This is a genomic window from Solwaraspora sp. WMMD1047 (assembly GCF_029626155.1).
Taxonomy (GTDB): Bacteria; Actinomycetota; Actinomycetes; order Mycobacteriales; family Micromonosporaceae; genus WMMD1047.
In genome coordinates, this window is sequence record NZ_JARUBL010000001.1 from 7,233,829 (window position 1) to 7,252,348 (window position 18,520).

Below are 18,520 nucleotides of genomic sequence, written 5' to 3' on the forward strand. Positions count from 1 at the left end.
CGATGGTCGTAGCACCACGATGGACCGGGCTGGAAGCAGCGGCGCTGCGACGGGCCCGAAGGATGAGTATCCGTGCCTATGCCGCCCATCTCGGCGTCTCACCCGCTACAGTCGCGAACTGGGACAGCCGAGGCAGGCTTGCCCGCCTCAATACCGAAACCCAGCAGCTACTTGATATCGATCTTGCGCGTGCGTCTGACGACGTCCAGCAACGGTTTGCCGCCGTGCTCTCCGGCAGAACTCCGGGCGTTTCGGACGGGCCTGCTTGCGGAGGAAATCTAGGCACATTGACAGCGGCGGTCGGAAAGGCCGATGCCTCCCGGCACCTGTCTCCGGCGTCGCCGGACGGCGTCATGGTCGGCGTGGCTTCGCCGCTGGACGATCTGGGTGGGGGTGACGATGTGGGCGTGGTAGCGGCTCAGGTGCGCCGCCGGTCACTGTTGTTGGGCCTGGCCACGGTGGCTGCCGCTGCCGGGATTGTCGGTGCCCGTCATGGGCCGCGCCGCCAGATCGGTGTTGCCGACGTTTCGCGCCTCACAGCCCTCACCAGCTTGTACCGTTTGGCCGATCAGGAATTCGGAGGCGGCAGCCTGGTCGATGATGTCGGCCGGTTCGCGCAGTCCGCGTCCGCGCTGCTAGGTCAGGCGGTCAGCGATACGCTACGTCCCCAACTGTTGGTCGCGATCGCCGGTGCCAGGGATCTGGCCGGCTGGACCGCGTTTGACGCAACACGGCACAGCGATGCTCAGCGGCACTTCGCCGCTGCGGAACGCCTCGCCATCGAGGCCGGCGACAGGCAGCTCGCCGCCCACGTTCGGTACGGGCAGGCCAAGCAGATGCAGCACCTGCGGCACAACCGAGACGCTCTGGAGATCCTGCGGGCAGCGGACCCCCAGGGTGAGGCCACGCCCGCGATCACCACGATCCTGCGGGGAGCTGAAGCGGCATCCCGAGCGGCGATCGGCGACTGGCAGGGCGCGCAGCAGGCACTGGACCGTTCCAGCGAAGCGTTTACGGACGTTGATCCGAGCAACGAACCTGAATGGCTCGGATTCCTCGACAAGGGCGAGTTGCTTGCCCAGTACGGTCGGGTATACCGCGACTGGGCGCGCGCCGATCGGCGGCGCGGCGGCGACGCGGTGCGGTGGGTCACCGAAGCGATCGACGCTTTCGGCCCGCAGAACACGCGTAGCACCGTTCTCAACCAGGTTGGTCTGGCGAGTGCGTACTTCCTCGCAGACGCTCCCGACCTAGCGTTGGCGGCTGGTGACACCGCCCGGCAGCAGGCCGATACGTTGACGTCGCCGCGGGTGATCGAACGGATCGTTAACCTGCGCCGCGACGCGGCGCAGCACATGCATCTACCGGAGGTCGCCGATTTCGTACGGGCATTGCCACGCCCCGTCCCCGTCGCATGACAGGCGCAGACGGCCGGTTCACTGAGGCGGCGATGTGGCAAGCCCTAGCGAACATCTCCGACCAGCTCGGCGTCGTTGACGCGGATGCACGTCTGCTCCGGCTGACGAACAACGCCGTCTTTGCGCTGCCGACCGCCGGGCTGGTCGTGCGGATAACGCGCACGCATCGGTTGCACTCGCGCGTGTACAAGGTCGCCGCGCTCGGTGTCTGGTTCGAGGACGTCGACGCGCCGACGATCCGGCTTGCCCCCGGTGTCGACCAACCCGTTGCCGATGGGGGCCTGCTCGCCACCGTGTGGCGCTTCGTCGCACCGCACGAGCCTCCTCCCGACGCTGGCGATCTCGGCGTCGCGCTGCGCGCGTTCCATAGCCTCGGCACCCCTCCGCTGAACCTGCCGGCGTGGGATCCGATCGGCGACGCGCGGAGCCGCCTCGACGACGCCGAGGGACTCGCCGACGGTGACCGGGACTATCTGCTCGCCTGGTGTGACCGTCTCGAACCTCGCCTGCAGGCGTTTGCGGCGAGCGTCGAACCCGGCCTTGTACACGGTGACGCGCACGAGGGAAACCTGCTCCGTGTCGGGTCCGGCAGGGTGCTGATGTGTGACTTCGACGCGACCTGCATCGGACCGTGGCAGGTCGACCTCGTTCCGCCGCCAGCTAATGAAGCTCGGTTCGGCTCTACCGGCGGACACAGCAAGCTGGCCGCCGCCTATGGTTACGACATCACCCAGGATTCATCCTGGCACTTGCTGCAAGAGGCACGCGAACTGAAGATGATCGCCGCAGCCGTACCGCTGTTGGCCAGTGCGCCTGGTGTGGGCGAGGAGTTTCAGCTACGGCTGAGGTCAGTTCGCACCGGCGACACCAACGCGCGATGGACCGCATTCGGAGACCTGCCACGCTGATCGCTCTCGTTGGCCCGAAACATGATTGCGGCGACCCGCCAGCCGGCCCAACGAGACCTTGCGCCGTCGCTGAGCAACCACATCGGTGGTGCCGAATGTCGCCCGCCTGACTGACTGAACCAGTACAAGACCAGTACGGGCGTGTCTTCCGTCGGCTGCTTCGTTACTCGACGCTGGTCATAGACGCACGAGAAGTAGCCAAGGTGCCGGTAGCTGCGGGGGCTACCTGCCCACACACCATCACGCGCCTCGTTGGAGGGGAATTATGGACAACCTGCTTGCCGTTAGCGGTGGCCCGTTCGAGCTCGACGTGGAGATCGTCACGGAGGGTCCGGTCACCGCCGCGTTGTTGGCGGACACGGACGACGGCTGCGACACCGTGAAGGGCAGCGACTGCTAGTCGAGCATTTCCAGCCGGTTCCGGCGGGCGGACTCCCGACACCTGCCGGAGCCGGCGTCCACGATCGGGCGGCTTCTCGCGGGGACGGATTCAGACGGTAGGAGGTGTCATGTTCCGGGCGCTCGATGCCGCCATGATCCGCGTCGCCGCCCATTCGTGGCTCGAAGGCGCGGTGCCTTGGCCACACCAGAACGACGCTGCCGGTATTGAGGCCTGGCTCCGAACGACCTGGCGGAAGATCGGCCTGGCGGAGGCGATCTGGGCGGCCAGCCCCGAGTTCGCAGACCGTGTGGAAGCGGTGCTAGCCGCAGGGAACCTCGGCGTGGACCCGGGCTGGCGGATGGTGTTGACGGTGGCTCGGTACCTGGTACGCGCGCAGCGGCGGGCGACCCCGTTCGGGTTGTTCTCCGGGGTTGCGAGCCTGCGCTTCGCCACGGCGGCCGTGTCGGGGCGGCCGGTGGTCCAGGTGCGGCCGGACGCGAGCTGGCTCGCGTCGCTGGTCGCACGGCTTGAAGCTGATCCGGACATACGCTGCGGTCTGTCTGTGCAAGCGAACAACCTGGCATTGGTTCGTGGCTCCCGGATCGTCGTGACGTGCCGGCCACACGCCTTCGCACCTGCCGACGGCACCGCCTCGATCAGGTACACCGAAGCGGTGCGGCTGGCGGTGTCGCTTACCTCCGCGCCGATGCTCTGGGCTGAGCTGGTCGACAAGGTCACCGCCGGGTTCCCGGAATTCCCACGTGCGGCCGCTGAGGCGCTGGTTGCCGATCTGGTCAACCACGGGGTGTTGATCTGTGCTCTCCGGCCACCGTCAACCACCATGGACCCGATCACCCATGTCCTTGATCATCTAGACGTATGCCACGATGACGGTCCTGACAAGCAGCGAACGGTTCGGGCGCGACTTCGTGCGCTTCAGGGTCGCCTCGGTGCCAGCGCCGGCGGTGTGACGGACCTTCGTGGGCTGGCCAACGAGATGAGATGCGTGGCGGCCGTTCCGCAGCCATTGGCGGTGGATCTTCGGCTAGGGGATCAGGTTGTCCTGCCGAGGCAGGTCGCTGCCGAGATCGTGACGTCAGCGGACGTGTTGCGACGGTTGACGCCGGATCCCGCGGGGCAGCCGGAATGGCGCGCCTACCATGCCCGGTTTGTTGACCGTTACGGGATGGCGGCTGTGGTGCCGCTTGCCCAGCTGGTTGATCCGATGACCGGATTGGGATTCCCGGACCACGTCAGCACCGCGAACCGCGCCCTTGCGGCCACGCTGTCCGGTCGGGATGAGCGCCTGCTGGCGCTGGCGCAGCAGGCGGTGATCGACGGTGTCGATGAGGTGGTTCTCGATGATGCGGCCGTGCGGGCGCTCGCCGGCACCGAGCGCGACGAGTACCTCGTCAGCCCTCACGTCGACGTCTGCGCGGAGGTACGCGCGATCTCGCTGAAAGCGCTGGACGAAGGCCGGTTCACCGTCGCGTTGACGGGTATAGGCCGCTCGGCGATGGCGACCGGCGGACGCTTCCTAGACGTGCTCACCGACGCTGAGCGGGAGAGGATGTGCGGGGAGTTCGCGCGCCTGCCGGTCGCGGTGGAGAGGGCCATGCCGGCGCAGTTGAGCTTCCCGCCGCGGAATCTGCATGCCCAGAATGTGCTCCGCTCCCGGCAGGTACTCCCGTGGCTGGTCAGTCTGGCCGAGCACCGCCCGGTTGCCGAGGACGTGATCAGCCTGGATGACCTCGGTGTGGCCGCCGGGAGGGATCGGCTGGTTGTGGTGTCGATGTCGCGGCGGCGGGTGGTCGAGCCGACCGTGGCGCATGCCGCCGCCCTGCACGCCATTCCGTTGCTGGGCCGTTTTCTCGTGGAGTTGCCACGAGCGTTGGACGCCCGGCTCAAGCCGTTCGACTGGGGCGCTGCGGCCTGTCTGCCGTTTCGGCCAGCGTTGCGGTACGGCCGGGTTCTCCTGTCCGCGGCGCGGTGGCGTGTCGAACCGGCACGGCTGCCCGGTGCGGATGCGGGCGACGGCGAATGGTCGGCGGCCTGGGAGCAGTTGCGGGCGAGGCTGGGGCTGCCGCGATGGGTGCAGGTTGGCAGTGGCGACCAGCGGCTTCGGCTCGACCTCGATCAGGCGATGGACCGGTCTCTGCTACGTGCCCATCTGGACGCCAGCCGCGGACCAGTGACCATCGCTTCGGCGGCCGGTCCGGAGGACTTCGGCTGGCTGTCCGGGCGTGCTCACGAAGTCGTCGTGCCGGTCGCCTCCACGGCAGCTCCAGCTGCGGTGCCGTCCGCGATCGCCGTACCAGCCAGGTGGCCGCCGCCTGCTCCGGCCGCGCCGGTCATGCCCGGGGCGAGCGGCGTGGTGTCCGCGTCGCTGGTCGTCGACCCGTCGCTGATGGAGTTGGTCGTGCTGCGAGGACTTCCGGCGCTGCTCGCCGGTTGGCCCGAGCCGCCGTTGTGGTGGTTCGTCCGCATGCGTCGTCCGTTCTCGCACCTGCGGCTGCGGTTGCACACCGATAGCTACGGCGGGGCGGCGGAACGAGTCGGCCGGTGGGCCGCAGGGCTTCGGCAGCGCGGTGTTGCCGGCGATCTGAGCCTGGACACCTATCACCCCGAGTCCGGCCGGTACGGCGACGGCCCAGCGATGTCCGCCGCCGAGGCGTTGTTCGCTGCTGACTCCCGCGTTGCCCTGGCCCAGATAGCGGCGAAAGACACAACGAGGATCGACCAGCAGGCGCTCACCGCCGCGAGCATGGTCGACCTGGCCTGCGCGATGTTGGGCAGCCGCAGCGACGGCTGCGAATGGCTTGTCGCCCGGCCGGAGCCGTCCGGACGGTCACCGATCGACCGAGCCGTCCTGCGGCAAGCGGCCATCCTCGACCCGACGTCCCTGCCTGAGCCGATCCGGCATGCCTGGCGGGACCGGTCTCGGGCTGCTGCCCGGTACGCCGACGCGTTGTCCACCTCCGGTGGCTGCCTCACTCCCGCCGTGGTGCTCGCGTCGCTGGTGCACCTGCACTTCGTTCGCGTTCACGGTCCCGACGAGGCCGCCGAGCAGGTCACGTATCGGCTGGCCCGCCACGTCGCGCTGGCATCGGTACGCCGCCGTGTTCGCACCACAGGAGCCTCCCGATGACCACCACCCTGCTGACCACTCCGCTACTACGCGCGGCCGAGACGATGGCCTCGTGTATCACCGCCACCCTGGCCGAGCCGCCATCCCCGGATTCCGCGGCGGACGACCACGGGCCACGCAGCGCCCGCTGGTACGCCCAATCGCTGTCCAAGGGTGCCGCCGGAGTGGCGATCCTGCACGGGGTGCGCGCGCAGACGGGGCACGGCGGATGGGAACCGGTCCACGCGTGGCTGCGCCGCGCGACCGCCCACGAGTTGAACAACGGCAGCGGAGCCGGACTGTGGTTCGGTGTACCCGCTGTCACCCACGCGTTGACCACGGCCATGCCACACGCCCGCCCGGCAGCCCTGGACGCGCTCGACCACGCCGTCGCGGACCTGACCCGGCGCCGGCTGGCCACCGCCGAAGCCCGCCTCGCCGCGGGTGCCCGACCCTCGGTGTCGGAGTTCGATCTCGTCCGCGGACTGACCGGCCTGGGAGCCCACCTGCTCCGCCGCGACCCGCACGGACATCTGCTCCCCCGGGTGCTGGCGTACCTGGTAGAGCTCACCGAACCGGTCCACGCCGACGACGAGGCAGGCCGACTCGCACCCGGTTGGTGGAGCGCCGACCCACCCGATCCCGCAAGTCGGGTGCCGGGCGGGCATGCCAACCACGGCATGGCGCACGGCATCACCGGCCCCTTGGCTCTCCTCGCCCTGGCTACGCGCCGCCGCATCAGCGTGCCGGGACAGGCCGAGGCGATCGGCCGGATCTGCACCTGGCTGGACAGGTGGCGGCAGGCCAGCCCGACCGGGCCGTGGTGGCCGGAGAAGGTCACCGTCACGGAGCTGCACGCCGGGCAGCCTGCCGCAGCCGAACCTGCCCGGCCGTCCTGGTGCTACGGCACCCCGGGCGTGGCCCGCGCCCAACAGCTCGCCGGAATCGCCCTCGGCGACACCGCCCGGCAGCAGGCAGCCGAAGATGCCCTGGCCCGCTGCCTGGCCGACCCCGTCCAGCTCGGCAAGATCATCGATCCGTCGTTGTGCCACGGCTGGTCCGGCCTCGCCGCCACCGTCTGGTACGCCGCGGCTGACTCCCGCTCCACCGGTCTGCCAACCGCCGTGCCGCAGGTGATGCGCCTGCTGATCAGGTACGCCACCGACCCCACCCCGGCGCGATCCGGCCTGATCTCAGGCCCCGCTGGAATCGCCCTCACGCTGCACACCTTCGCCACCGGCACCAGCATCCCCTGGGCCACCAGTCTCCTGATCAACTAGAGGAGGAGAGCGTCATGGACCTCGATCCCGAACATGACACCGAGCCGGCACCCGATGCGATGCCGGGCAGCCGGTGGCGCCAAATCAACCTGACCTTCGCCGACTGGCAGGCCGCCGAGAGGTACGCCGCGACCCGGCTCGCCCCCGCGCTCGCCGCCGCCGAGGACACCGGCATCATCAGCGCGTTCTGGTTCATCCGCAAGAGTGAGACGTGGCGGCTGCGGCTGCTGCCCGGTGACCACCTCGCCACCGTGTACGCCCTACTCGCCGACCTCACCGATGACGACCGCATCCATACTGTCGCCGAGCCCCTCTACCGGCCAGAGGCGTACGCCTTCGGCGGCGACCAGGCCATGACAATCGCCCACACCCTCTTTCACACCGACAGCCGCCATATCCTCGACCATCTCGCCGCCGGCGGCGGCCACCGACGCGAACTCGGCGTCCTGCTGGCCACCCGGCTCATGCGCGCCGCCGGGCTGGAGTTCTCCGAACAGGGCGACGTCTGGCGACACCTCGCCGCCCGCCGACACCAGCCGAACGCGCCCACACCAGGCCCTCCGCTGATCGCCGCCGTACAGCGCCTGCTCACCGCCACCGACGACACGCCGGACAGCCCCTTGAGCACCAACCCGCGGTGGTCGAAAGCTCACCAGCGGGCCGGCGCCGAACTCGGCTTCCTCGACCGCCACGGGGCTCTGACCCGTGACCTGCGCGGCGTGCTCACCCACCACATCCTGTTCCTGTTCAACCGGCTCGGCATCCGCGCCGCCGACGCCTGGCTACTCGCGGCAGCAGCCGTCCACGTCACCTTCCACCACCCGCTCGACATCCACATCAGAAATCAACTCATTGGAACGACCGACAGTAAGGTAAATGCGGTGAAAACCTCCCCGACCACACCTGAAACCTCCAGCGCCGCCGAGCTCCGCGAGCGACTCGTCACCACCCTCAAACAACGCGGCCACATCCGCTCCACCGCCGTCGAGCAGGCGTTCCGGACGGTGCCCCGCGAGCAGTTCCTCCCCGACGTCGACCTGGAAACCGTCTACACCCGCCGCCAGATCGTCACCAAACGCGACCCCAACGGTGCCGCGTTGTCGTCGGCGTCAAGCCCCAGCCTCGTGGCCGACATGCTCGAACAGCTCGACCCCCGCCCCGGACACCGCGTCCTGGAGATCGGCGCGGCCACCGGCATCAACGCCGCGCTGCTCGCCGAGCTGACCAAACCCGGCGGCCAGGTCGTCACCATCGAACTCGACCAGGACCTCGCCGACGGCGCCCGCGCCGGCCTCGCCCGCGCCGGCTACCACAGCGTCACGGTGATCTGTGGCGACGGTGCCCTCGGCCACCCGGATGACGCTCCCTATGACCGGGTCATCGTCACTGCCGGAGCCTGGGACATTCTCGCAGCCTGGTGGGACCAGCTGGCCGACCACGGCCGCATCGTCATACCCCTGCGCGTGCACGAGAGCGGCCTGACCCGATGCTTCGCCTTTCACCGCGCCACCCCCACTGAGCTGGTCAGCACCACCACACCGCTGGTCTGCGGGTTCGTTCCCATGCGCGGCACCGCCGAGCACGCCGACCAGCACGTCCGCCTCGACACCGACGTGGTCCTCAAACTCGACACCGCCGACCAACCCGACCGCCCCGCCCTCGCCCGCGCCCTCAGCCACCCTCGGCACGAACGGTGGACGGGTATCCAGGTCGGCGACGACGACTCCATCGGCCACCTCGACCTGTGGCTGCTCACCCATACCGACAAGCCGTTCGGCCGCCTCGGCGTCGGCGAGATTGCCCGCACCAGCGGCCTGGTCACCCCCGCCTACCGATGGGCCGGAGCCGCCATCTACCACGGCGGCACCATCGCCTACCCCGCCTTCCAACCCACCGGCGACGGCAACCACGAACTCGGCGCCATCGCCCACGGACCAGACGCCGACAAGCTCGCCACCGAACTGACCCACCTGCTCGGCCAATGGAACGACGCCGGCCGCCCCAACCAACCCACCGTCACCGCCCACCGCGCAGGAACCCGACCCGCCGAGCCCGGCGACATTAGCCGACCCGACACGATCCTCACCATCTCCTTCTAACCGCACGACGCCGGGACGACGCCCCGCCCCCGGTACGGGCGGGGCGGACGCGACGAGCCACGTGACCACCAATCCTTCCTCGTCGCCCGACGCGCGGCCTCCCGCAGCAGAGGAGGACACCATGACCCTGCCTATCACCTCCACCATCGCGGCCCGGTTCCCCCTCGTCGCCCGAAAACGACCACCAGCCAAACCACTCGACACACGCGTAAACCGGCTCGCCGTGCTCGCAGAGACCGCCCACCGCGAACACGACCCGGCGAAGGCATCCATGGTGTTCAACGGAGCCGCTCTCGTCGCGTCCGACTGCGCAGACGCGTACCTCGCCCGCGCCTGGTGCCACCGCCACGCGAACCTCTACCTCGACCAGGCCCCGCTCAACGCCCATACCGCCCGGTTCGCCCTCGAACCAGTCGTCAACCTGGCTCGCCTGCGCATCCGGGCCGGCGACGGAGACAGCGCACATGCACTGCTCACCGACCTCTACGAGGCGACCATCAACGCCACCGATGTCAACCTCGACGGTCTTGAACTCCACGCCCGACACCTACCCGCTGATCCGAGCGAACGGGACCAGCTCGTCAGCTGGCTACGCAGCGTCCTGCTCACCGACGGAACCCGCGCACTCACCCTCACCGGCCACTGGGCCGACGCCGTAGCGCACGTCCACCGCTACGACGGGATCGGCCCCAACCTGCTCGACGGACGACAAGTCGCGGTCGTAGCCCACCTCATGCAGGGCGACGGCCCTGCGGCCGCAGCCATTCTCCACCGAAGCAGGATCAAAGATCAGTGGGAGAAACCGGTACGCGACCTTCTCCACCTCTGGTCCGCCGCCGTGGCCGGCGATCCACGCCAAGGTGATCACTCCGCTCTGATCAATCAGGTACCGGGCGTACCACCGGCACCCGGACTCACGGTGTTCCGCACCCGCCTCGTCCTCACCGCCCTCGACCTCACCACCGACCTTCCTGCAAACATCGCAGCTAGCCTGATCGATCGGCTGGTCACGGACGTGCTCCATGGCCAGGACGCCAACCCAGCCCGCGAACTCTGCAACCACCCAGCCGTCGGTCCGAAACACCGCGAGACGCTAAGGCAACTCATCGAAGCGAGTGGCCTCGACCTCCATGAATTGCCGGACCCGGCCCACCACATACTCTCGTCGGCGCTCGACTTGGCCGGAACCGTGATTGGTAGCCGTGGAACCGCAGGTCTCTCATGAGCATTCGAGTGCCGGCGAACCCTTTGGCTGGATCGGATGGTCCGCCCCGGTTATGCACGAGTACCGGAGGTGCCGACCGGGCAACGCGGTGGTTGGCCCGTTCTCCCGGGCAGGCGGTTCGGCTGCGATCACCTGGGCCCAGCTCAGTGGGGGCTGTGTGCTCCCTTGGAGGAGGCTCATCAAACCCGGTCAGGCCCCGGAACTGATGAGCCGTTGACACGCCGCCTTCGACATGCGGGGGCCTGCGGCTGGCCATCGTTTGGGCCGGGAATACCGGCCGGACGAGGGTCAAGTCACTAAAGCCTGGGCGAACTCCCGTAACTCAGCGTGGTCGTTCCCGCACTTTGCGCTTGGCTCTTACAGTGGGCGGCATGGATCCGCTGACGTTGATCATATCGCTCGTTGGCCTGATCAAGGTCGACAGTGTGTTCGCCTGGTTGCGCGGTGAGCCACCCTTGAGCGAGCTCTTCACCGAGCTGCGCAGTCAACTGGCCGAGGACGAGCAGCGGCTCCATCTGCGCCTTGCCGCCATCGAGCAGCTCCTTGAGGCGCTGCTGGAGCAGGAGCATCAGCACTCGCTTCGCAAGGGTGTCAGGATCCTCATTGACGTCGCCAACGGTGCATCCGACGCTGAGGCAGACCTCCGGCGGGCCCGTGATCTGTTCGTCAACGCCGCCACTTCCGCTCGATCCCCGCTGCAGGTCGCCCTCGCCGAGCGGTACATCCTGGTCTGCGCGTTAGTACTCGCCGATGCACCACGCGCCACGACCGCTTACGACCAGCTGCGGTGGAACGCGTTCGAGGGGGCGTTGCAGGCGACCCGCGCCGTGCGCAACAGCCACGAGCAGACCGAGCGACGGTTGGGATGGGCACCGCCGACTGAGCAGCAGCAGTTCAAGTCGAACGCGGACGCGGCGAAGGCTAGGGAACGGCGAGCTGAGTTCGCGAGGGCGTATGAGCAGACTGTGCGGGCAAACGGGGAGGCCCTCGATCTCGCGGTCGCCATGTTGACGGAGGCGGACAGCGTGGCGGGCTGGTTCGGCCGGCCCGATGCATCAGCGCTGCAGGCACTCGATCCCGCACCTGCCCGCCGAGCGGCACGTGGATATCACGGACCCACGTCGACGGCTGCAAGGGACGCCGGTGAGATCGGCCTCGGAGTGTCCATCCACCGCCGTTGGCTGGTGGTGCCGACCGACCGGGAGCCGGCGCGCATCGCCGGGATCACCGTGTGCTGGGATCAGTTCGAGCTGTGGCACAACGCTCCGGGGAGTCGAATGCGGCTGGATCCGAGCACCGCGTACACGTCCCTCGGACGGGCGTTGCAGACTCGATGGCCCCGCCGGATGCGGCTGCCAAAGCTTCACTACGCTGCGCGCGCTGCCATCAGCGTCGAGCACGGGCCGCTTGAGCCGGTCAGCGTACGCCTCACCACCGCGGCCCGGTCCATACCAGTGCCGGGCAAGGATCTCGAAGAACCTGCTTCCTACGGGATGACCGCAGCGCGGCTCTCCGACGGCCAGCGCGAGGTCGTGCTGCACGGCGCGTTCCTGCCGCCCTGGGACGGGCGACCGGACCCCGGCATAGAGCTCGTTGTGGGTGACCTCTTCGTCTTCCGGCCACCCCAGGCGCAAGATGTTGTTCGCGAACGGCCAACGCCGTCACCGCGCGCTGGAACGGTGAAGGAGCAGCCTCATTGATAAGACCGGTCGGAGCGCGCGGACACTAGAGGGGTTACGGTCCCGTCGGACCGGTCAGATATGGGATTGAGTGGCTACGGTGCCAGCACGCGGAACGCACACCTCTGCCGCCAGCGCGCAGGCAGCGGCTCCCCGCCACGGGCGCCCCGGTATCCAGCTCGCCCTGGCCTGGCAGGACACGCCGAGCGTGTCTGGACTCCACGCCACAACTCACCGAACTATCGATAAACGAGAATGAACGGTCACGACGCCGACTGCGGCATTTGCCCCTGCCGCCGGGGTGGCCGGGGCTGCATATGGGGTCCGCGAACGCGGAATTGGTCGAACAACCACCCGATGGCATGGTTGACCAGGGTCATCCCGGTGGATCTGGCCGGCCCACGGATCGCGGCGGCGGCGGGCGGGAGAACGCCTGCGGTCATCGCCTAGACGTCAGTCGGTTAATGACGGTCGTTCACCGCGTGCCACCCCGATCGTCTACGGGAGCTAGGTACGGCGATACGGGAACCGGCAGCGGGTCGGTGGCGTCGAATTCGGTTCGGAGGCTGGTAGCTGATGACCCTTCGTGGGCGATCGATCGTGGGCGTACGGGCGTGACCGAGACACCCGGGCGGTCGTTCGACCGGTCCAATCGTGAGCGGCTCTCCGGTTTCCGCATAGCGCCAGCGGCCGTCCCGGGAGTGGGCTTGGGGTCTACATGGTCGGTTCGCGATTGGGCATTGATCAAAACCTGCGCATGGCTGATTGATTGTTGCAGTCAGCCTCTTGCCAATTGCCTGTGTCTGGTTCAGACTGGGGGCGACTGACTCGATGACGAGTCCGTACCAGGAAGGACCCACAGACAGATGCGCCGAGATGGAGCGCCTGGGCAGGCATACCGGCGATCACCATGGCTTGGAGGTGACACATCCCCACCGTCGGTTGGGGATCGTGGTCAGGCCTGGCGGGAGGTTCAAGGGCCGGACTCGCGGATGGGCGCCCTATTCTTCGCCGTAGCGGCACAGGTCGCGGCGGCAGTCGCGGTGGCCGTCACGCTGCGCGGCGTGGCCGAGATCGGTGTCGCGCCCATCATCATGATGGCGCTGCTCACTGTCACCCTCGCGGGATCGGTGACGCCCATGCTCATGGATTCCCGGCGGACGATCGTCGTGTTCGTGCAATGCGCTACACCAGGCGACGGGTCCGGGCGCAGGGGCCGCCGACCTCACGTGACCGGGAGGCGACGGGCACGGGAGGACTAGGGCAGGCGCAGGTCGTCGAGTCGGGCCAGTACGCGGCCCTGGGTGTCGCCTTCCCGAGCGAGGAAGTCAAACGCAGCTTTGTAGGAGACGACCTCCTGTGTTTCTTCCACCAACGCGAGATCGGCCGGGGCATTGTCGAGAAAGACGATGTCAGGGTCGGGCTCCGAGTTGAACTCGAGCAGGGAGAAAGGCCCGCCCAGCCCGAGGTGCCCCCCCAGACTTCCGGGAACGATAACGAGTTCAACCTGCTCGTCCAGTACTCTGTTACGGATAAGGCTGATCTGATGTCGCAATATTTCCTGGCCCCCGATTGGCCTGCTCAACGCGGATTCGTCGATGGCGACGCGGATGGTGGCATCTCGATCGGCGGCGAATGCCCGTTGTTGACGCGCCATGCGCAATCGCACACGGGATTCGATCTCCGCCTCAGTCATATCTCGCGTGGCTGTTGCGCGGATGATAGCGCGGGCATACTCCTCGGTCTGCAGGAGGCCGGGTACGAACAACGGATGAAAGTGGCTGATCCGCCAGGCGTCGTCCTCGTAACCGAGGAAGTCCATGTAGGAGTGGGAGCAGATCTCTCGGTACTCGCTTGCCCAGTGCCGTCGGCGCGACAGCCGCGCCAACTCCAACAGCTCATGTATCCGCTCCGAATCACGGACGTCATAGAAGTCGAGCAGCACTTTCAGGTCGTTCACGCTGATACTGACCGCACCGCTCTCTATTCGGATAATCTTGGAGATGGACCACTCCATGCCCGAACGAACCTGTTCAAGCGGGTAGCGCTTCTGTTCCCTGATCGCCTTCAGGGTCATGCGGAGACGTCTGCGCGCGGCCGTCACTCCCAGCTCATCCGTCATGACGCCCACACCCTCTCAACCCTCTCATAACCGGCACATAGCAAAACGAAAAGAGCCAACCGCCCCCCGCATAAGTCCACACGCCGATAGACACATGCTGTTAGCAAGTTAGCAGACCCGCGGCGCCGCCCGTTTAGGCAGGCTGCCCAACGGAGACCTGCCGCAATGCACGACTCTTGCTACGCTCGACACATAGAGCGACGATACTGAAGACACATCGTGAAAGTTGCGCCTCACGTCTGACGTGACCTCGGGCCGGCCGAGATTCCATTTATCAACCTCGCTGCCCCGAGGTGAATCACACGATTTGTTCGGTCGATCCGCTGGCGCCACCTCGATGCGGTCGGTAATCGAAGGAGTACGGGTTGAGAGCCACAGCCAATGCCCCAGCACGCTGGCGTCGTCGTAGCTCCCGATGCACACAGGAGACCTGCATATGGGTCGCGAACCACGACGGCTACGTCGAGGTATCGGATACCGAGGGAACCGACTCATCCGGCAGAGGCCCATCTCTCGTGTTCGCTGCCCGGTCATGGCAAGCCTTCCTGCGGGGAGTACAGGCCGGCGGCCTTCAGGTCATGTAGGGACTGTCATCACCATCGGCCTGGCCCGGAGGCCAGGCGAGCCGACGGCCCCTCGGGACCGTTGACCGTTGCCTTCGACGCGGTCCGGCATCGCCGGTGCTGCCCAGCGCATCGGCACGCGAGTGGACCCGGGGGTCCGACGGATGTGGCCGGCGGCCACCGCCGCTAGACCTTCACCCACCACGCCGACGACGAAGGCTCGGCCCGATGCCGTGCCAGCGTTGTCGTCACGACCGCGTCGCGCCGCCGCGACAGGTGCACGGCCCATGATCGATCCGGCAGCAGGGCGGGTGAGATCGGCGTCAAGCCGGCACCGACGTCGCCCAACTTCCCGCACACGTTCACTCACTCCCTCCTGCACCTACAGGACGTCCTTACAGAATGCCTGGGTCCCGGACCGAAATCACCGCCAACACACCCCACGCAACATCTACGGCTTGTAGTCGGCTCGACACGTACCGGTGGTCCGATTCCCATCGGCGCGATCCCACCGGATCCACGAGGCACCCGGCGCCAAGATCCAACCCGCCGCATCCACGGCGCGGTAATACGCGAGAAGGGCTGTTCACCTTGCGACAGAACACCCAGTCGCAGTCCTCCGCCGCTCAGGCCGTCCAGCTGTCGCGAGCAGGTCGCCCATCCTTGCCGCCTGGCTGGTGACCCGAGCACGACCTGTCCGGTCGCGCGCCTCCTGGCGGTGGGGTCACCATCGACGCCACTGGGAACAGCTCCGCCCGCTCGGAGCACTCACAGGTCCCAGTCCATATCCTGGTCAGTCCGGATGGCACCGGCATCGCGGCGTTGACCGGGACCGCACCTGAGACACTCAGGTCTCCTGGTCGAGGTGGATCGGGGTCGGTGCGTTTCCCGTGGTCAGGTAGGTGCGGATGGTGTGACGGGCGTTCGCGGGTGTGATCCTGGTGCGCGACGGCGGGTAGCTGGTGGATTGGCCACCGTAGTCGAAGTCGATCGGTTCCGGCCAGGCGGGCAGTTCGGGTTGGTAGGCGTAGCCGCCGTCGTCGTCGAAGATGAGCACGGTCGCCCGGTCGGGGTGCCCGACGCCGATCTGGACACCGGCGTCGTCGTCCCCGGCCGCGGTGACGTCGACGATGTACGCCCCGGCGGCCGCGATCCGGTCAAGGACCGCGTCGATGTCGTCGGTACTGGTCGCCTGGGCGGTGTTGTCGGCTCCCCAGTACAGCCGCCAGGCGCCGCTCATGTCGTTCCTCTCCCATTGCCGTGGTAGTCGGCCCACCAGGTGGGGGTGTCGCCGTCACCGGCAACGTACACCCGCAGCGTGGTGCCGACGGGCAGCATCTCGGCCAGGCGCCGGTGGCAGCCTTTCGGGCCGCCGCAAGGGGGTGCGGACACGACGAGGATCGCCTCGGCGGGAGCGGCGGGTCGGCGCAGAATCGCCGCGGCGTGGCCCTCGACGTGCTGCGTGGCGGCGGCCATCTGGTGCCAGCGCAGCGCGGAGTCGCGGCGTAGGCCGGGCGCGCCGGCGCCGGGTCCGTCCCCACCGCTCCAGATCGGCTTACTTCGGGTGCGGCCGTCCGGGCTCAACAGCATGCCCGCGACCTTGCTGCCGCGCGGCAGCAACGACCGCAGGATCGCCGCGGCCGCGGCCACGCCAGCCGGGAAGGTGGGGGTTCCGGCCACGCCACCAGGTTTCGGTGGCGGGCTCTGGGCTTTCAGGGGCACACCGATGCTGGTCATGTAGGCCTCGACCGCGTCCGCGCCGGCCCGGGCGGACGCCGCCCCCTGCCGCGCTCTGGCCGTCGCGACCCGGAGCGCGGTGCTGAGGTGATCGACAGACGGGCCCGCCGCGCCGCGTAGATGTTCCTGCAATCGGGCGGCGGTCTCGGTCAGTCGACGCGCTACCTGGTTCGCTGTGGCGGCGGCGGCTCGGACGTCGGCCACGGCGGCGCGTAGCCGCACACCAATGCGCACCATCGGTTCCACGGGCAGTTCAGCCCCTGCCGCACGCGTCGTTGTCGGATCCGCCCCTGCTGTCGTCTCATTGTCGGCCACCCAGTCAGGGTGCGGCCAGACCCGCGGAGCCCGCTAACGGAATCAGCCTCCTGTGGACAACGGCCACGTTATCCACAGGCAGGAGCCCAGTCGAGGCAGGTCAGGACGTGGCCGGCCGACCGCGCTCCTGACCGACACCGGTTCGGACCTGGCACGTCATGTCTGGCAGCTTCCCGACCCGGGGCCCGCCCGGCACCGGTCCGGTTCACGAAGGCGCAGGGACCCGTTCGTCGATGACAGCGTTGTCCAGGCTCGCCTCGTCGAGGATGGCGCCGGTCAGGCCAGCTTCGAAGATCGTCGCGCCGTGTGCGTCGCGCCGGTCAGGTTCGCGTGACGACGGTCGTCACCGGTTACCCCCTACCGGCAGACGGTGAGGTGGCTGCTGACCGTGGTGACGCCGACGGCGGGCCTGTCGGCTACCGATCGGGCTGGCACTTCCCGTGGCCGCCGGCAGGTGGTGGGTCGTCGTCGGCTCGAGTGGAAGGATCGCGTATTCCCTGGTCGGCGTTACCGGGTTCCGGGGTGTGGCTGGTACCGGTACACCACGTCCCAGAAGTCGTCGCCGTCGTCGCCGTCGTCGTCGGACAGCGCGTAGATGTGGTTGACGGCAGGTGCCGGCTCGTCGCTGGATGCGAGGTAGAGGCCTGTCTGTGGGAGCACGACAGTGGGGGGCACGCTGCCGTCGGCGGCGCACTCGATGGTGTCAACTCGTCCGTCGGCTGGGCCGCCTCGCAGCCACGCGCGTATCACCGCCATCGGTCCATGATGGCCCAACGCGCGGCCGTCGCGCGATCACCGGCGCTGGCCGGCCGCAGGTACCTGCGCGGTTTCTACCCCGTTCCCGGGGTGGGAGGCAGCGGGTCACCCGACTGGTTCAGCGGGGCCGGTGGGCGGGTCTGGTACGCGGGCGAAGCGGCGGGGCGGGCCGATGTGCCGTCCGTGAACGGGTGCGACAGGCTCGATGACCAGGTCAGCTCCGCGTCCTGGTTCGCCGCGCAACAGTGCGGATCGTCGCGATGGTGAGGGTGGCTGGGGGCCGGCCGGGCACCGTTCCCACGTCGGAGCTCACCGCCGGTGGCTCGGGATTGACTCAGGTGTTTCCGGCCGGCCTCCAGCCGCCTCATCTCGGCGCCGGGTCGTTGTTCGGGAAGGCGGCACGTTCGTCGTACACGTCGCCGGTGGTCAGGCAGTGGTGCAGGCCGCTGAGTAGGCGGGCCGCGACGTGGCGCAGCGCGCTGGCGTAGCTGTCGCCGGCGGCGCGGCGCCGGTCGTACAGGCGCCGGGAGCCGGGTGATCGGGTCAGCGCGGAGAATGCCCACCGGTGGCAGGCGGTCTTGAGGCGGCGGTTGCAGACCCGCCGGTGGGTGACCTGCCGGCTGGTGCCGCTCTGCCAGGTCAACGGCGCCAGGCCGGCGTAGGCGCGGAGGCCTCGGGCTGTGGCGAACCGGTTGGGGTCGTCGCCGATCTCGGCGAGCAGCCGGGCACCGGTCAACGCGCCGCAGCCGGGGAACGATAGGTAGGTGCCGGCCGTGGGGGGGGGGGGGAGGAACGCCTCGGTCAGGTGGGCGATGAGTTCGTCGCTGGTCCGGCAGGCGTGGTCGAACAGGGCGAGGGTCGCGCGGATGTCGACGGCCATCGCCTGCTCGACGGCCGCGGGTGCCCCAC

13 protein-coding genes are annotated in these 18,520 nt (G+C 68.5%); 8 read left to right on the top strand and 5 right to left on the bottom strand.

All coding sequences use genetic code 11. The features are described 5' to 3' along the window. Nucleotides 1-62: 62 nt before the first annotated feature. The 8 genes from O7627_RS33105 to O7627_RS33140 all read left to right on the top strand — a co-directional run bounded on the left by O7627_RS33105 (nt 63) and on the right by O7627_RS33140 (nt 12,139). Nucleotides 63-1,418, top strand: a complete 1,356-nt coding sequence (locus tag O7627_RS33105) for a hypothetical protein (RefSeq protein ID WP_278097354.1) — start codon at nt 63-65, stop codon at nt 1,416-1,418. Further along, complete coding sequence (locus O7627_RS33110) at nt 1,415-2,326, top strand: aminoglycoside phosphotransferase family protein (protein WP_278097355.1); 912 nt, start codon at nt 1,415-1,417, stop codon at nt 2,324-2,326. The genes O7627_RS33105 and O7627_RS33110 overlap by 4 nt, the downstream gene beginning before the upstream one ends. Before the next feature lie 265 nt (nt 2,327-2,591). After that, on the top strand, nt 2,592-2,726 hold the full coding sequence (locus tag O7627_RS33115) for an FxLD family lanthipeptide (protein WP_278097356.1): 135 nt from the start codon (nt 2,592-2,594) through the stop codon (nt 2,724-2,726). A 109-nt stretch (nt 2,727-2,835) separates the two neighbouring features. After that, nucleotides 2,836-5,856: a lantibiotic dehydratase gene (locus O7627_RS33120; protein WP_278097357.1), complete on the top strand. Its 3,021-nt coding sequence runs from the start codon at nt 2,836-2,838 to the stop codon at nt 5,854-5,856. Next, a complete protein-coding gene (locus O7627_RS33125) occupies nt 5,853-7,115 on the top strand; it encodes a lanthionine synthetase C family protein (protein ID WP_278097358.1) in 1,263 nt (420 codons plus the stop codon). The genes O7627_RS33120 and O7627_RS33125 overlap by 4 nt, the downstream gene beginning before the upstream one ends. A 14-nt stretch (nt 7,116-7,129) precedes the next feature. Continuing rightward, nucleotides 7,130-9,214 (top strand): methyltransferase, FxLD system, encoded by a 2,085-nt coding sequence (gene fxlM / locus O7627_RS33130; RefSeq protein WP_278097359.1) that lies wholly within the window; start codon nt 7,130-7,132, stop codon nt 9,212-9,214. Between the two features lie 121 nt (nt 9,215-9,335). Then, nucleotides 9,336-10,439 (top strand): hypothetical protein, encoded by a 1,104-nt coding sequence (locus O7627_RS33135; protein ID WP_278097360.1) that lies wholly within the window; start codon nt 9,336-9,338, stop codon nt 10,437-10,439. A gap of 371 nt (nt 10,440-10,810) precedes the next feature. Next, nucleotides 10,811-12,139, top strand: a complete 1,329-nt coding sequence (locus tag O7627_RS33140; RefSeq protein ID WP_278097361.1) for a hypothetical protein — start codon at nt 10,811-10,813, stop codon at nt 12,137-12,139. 1,237 nt (nt 12,140-13,376) lie between these two features. Here the strand turns inward: O7627_RS33140 and O7627_RS33145 are convergent. The 5 genes from O7627_RS33145 to O7627_RS33165 all read right to left on the bottom strand — a co-directional run bounded on the left by O7627_RS33145 (nt 13,377) and on the right by O7627_RS33165 (nt 18,491). Beyond that, a complete protein-coding gene (locus O7627_RS33145) occupies nt 13,377-14,240 on the bottom strand; it encodes a helix-turn-helix transcriptional regulator (RefSeq protein ID WP_278097362.1) in 864 nt (287 codons plus the stop codon). Nucleotides 14,241-15,650: 1,410 nt separating this feature from the next. Continuing rightward, the gene (locus O7627_RS33150) at nt 15,651-16,043 is read right to left on the bottom strand and encodes an Imm1 family immunity protein (protein WP_278097363.1); all 393 of its coding nucleotides are present in this window, start codon (nt 16,041-16,043) and stop codon (nt 15,651-15,653) included. Continuing rightward, nucleotides 16,040-16,855, bottom strand: coding sequence for a DddA-like double-stranded DNA deaminase toxin (locus O7627_RS33155; RefSeq protein WP_278097364.1), 816 nt, complete (start codon nt 16,853-16,855; stop codon nt 16,040-16,042). The genes O7627_RS33150 and O7627_RS33155 overlap by 4 nt, the downstream gene beginning before the upstream one ends. Nucleotides 16,856-17,362: 507 nt before the next feature. After that, complete coding sequence (locus O7627_RS33160; RefSeq protein ID WP_278097365.1) at nt 17,363-17,611, bottom strand: hypothetical protein; 249 nt, start codon at nt 17,609-17,611, stop codon at nt 17,363-17,365. 364 nt (nt 17,612-17,975) lie between these two features. Then, nucleotides 17,976-18,491, bottom strand: coding sequence for a transposase (locus O7627_RS33165; protein ID WP_278097366.1), 516 nt, complete (start codon nt 18,489-18,491; stop codon nt 17,976-17,978). Nucleotides 18,492-18,520 lie beyond the last annotated feature (29 nt).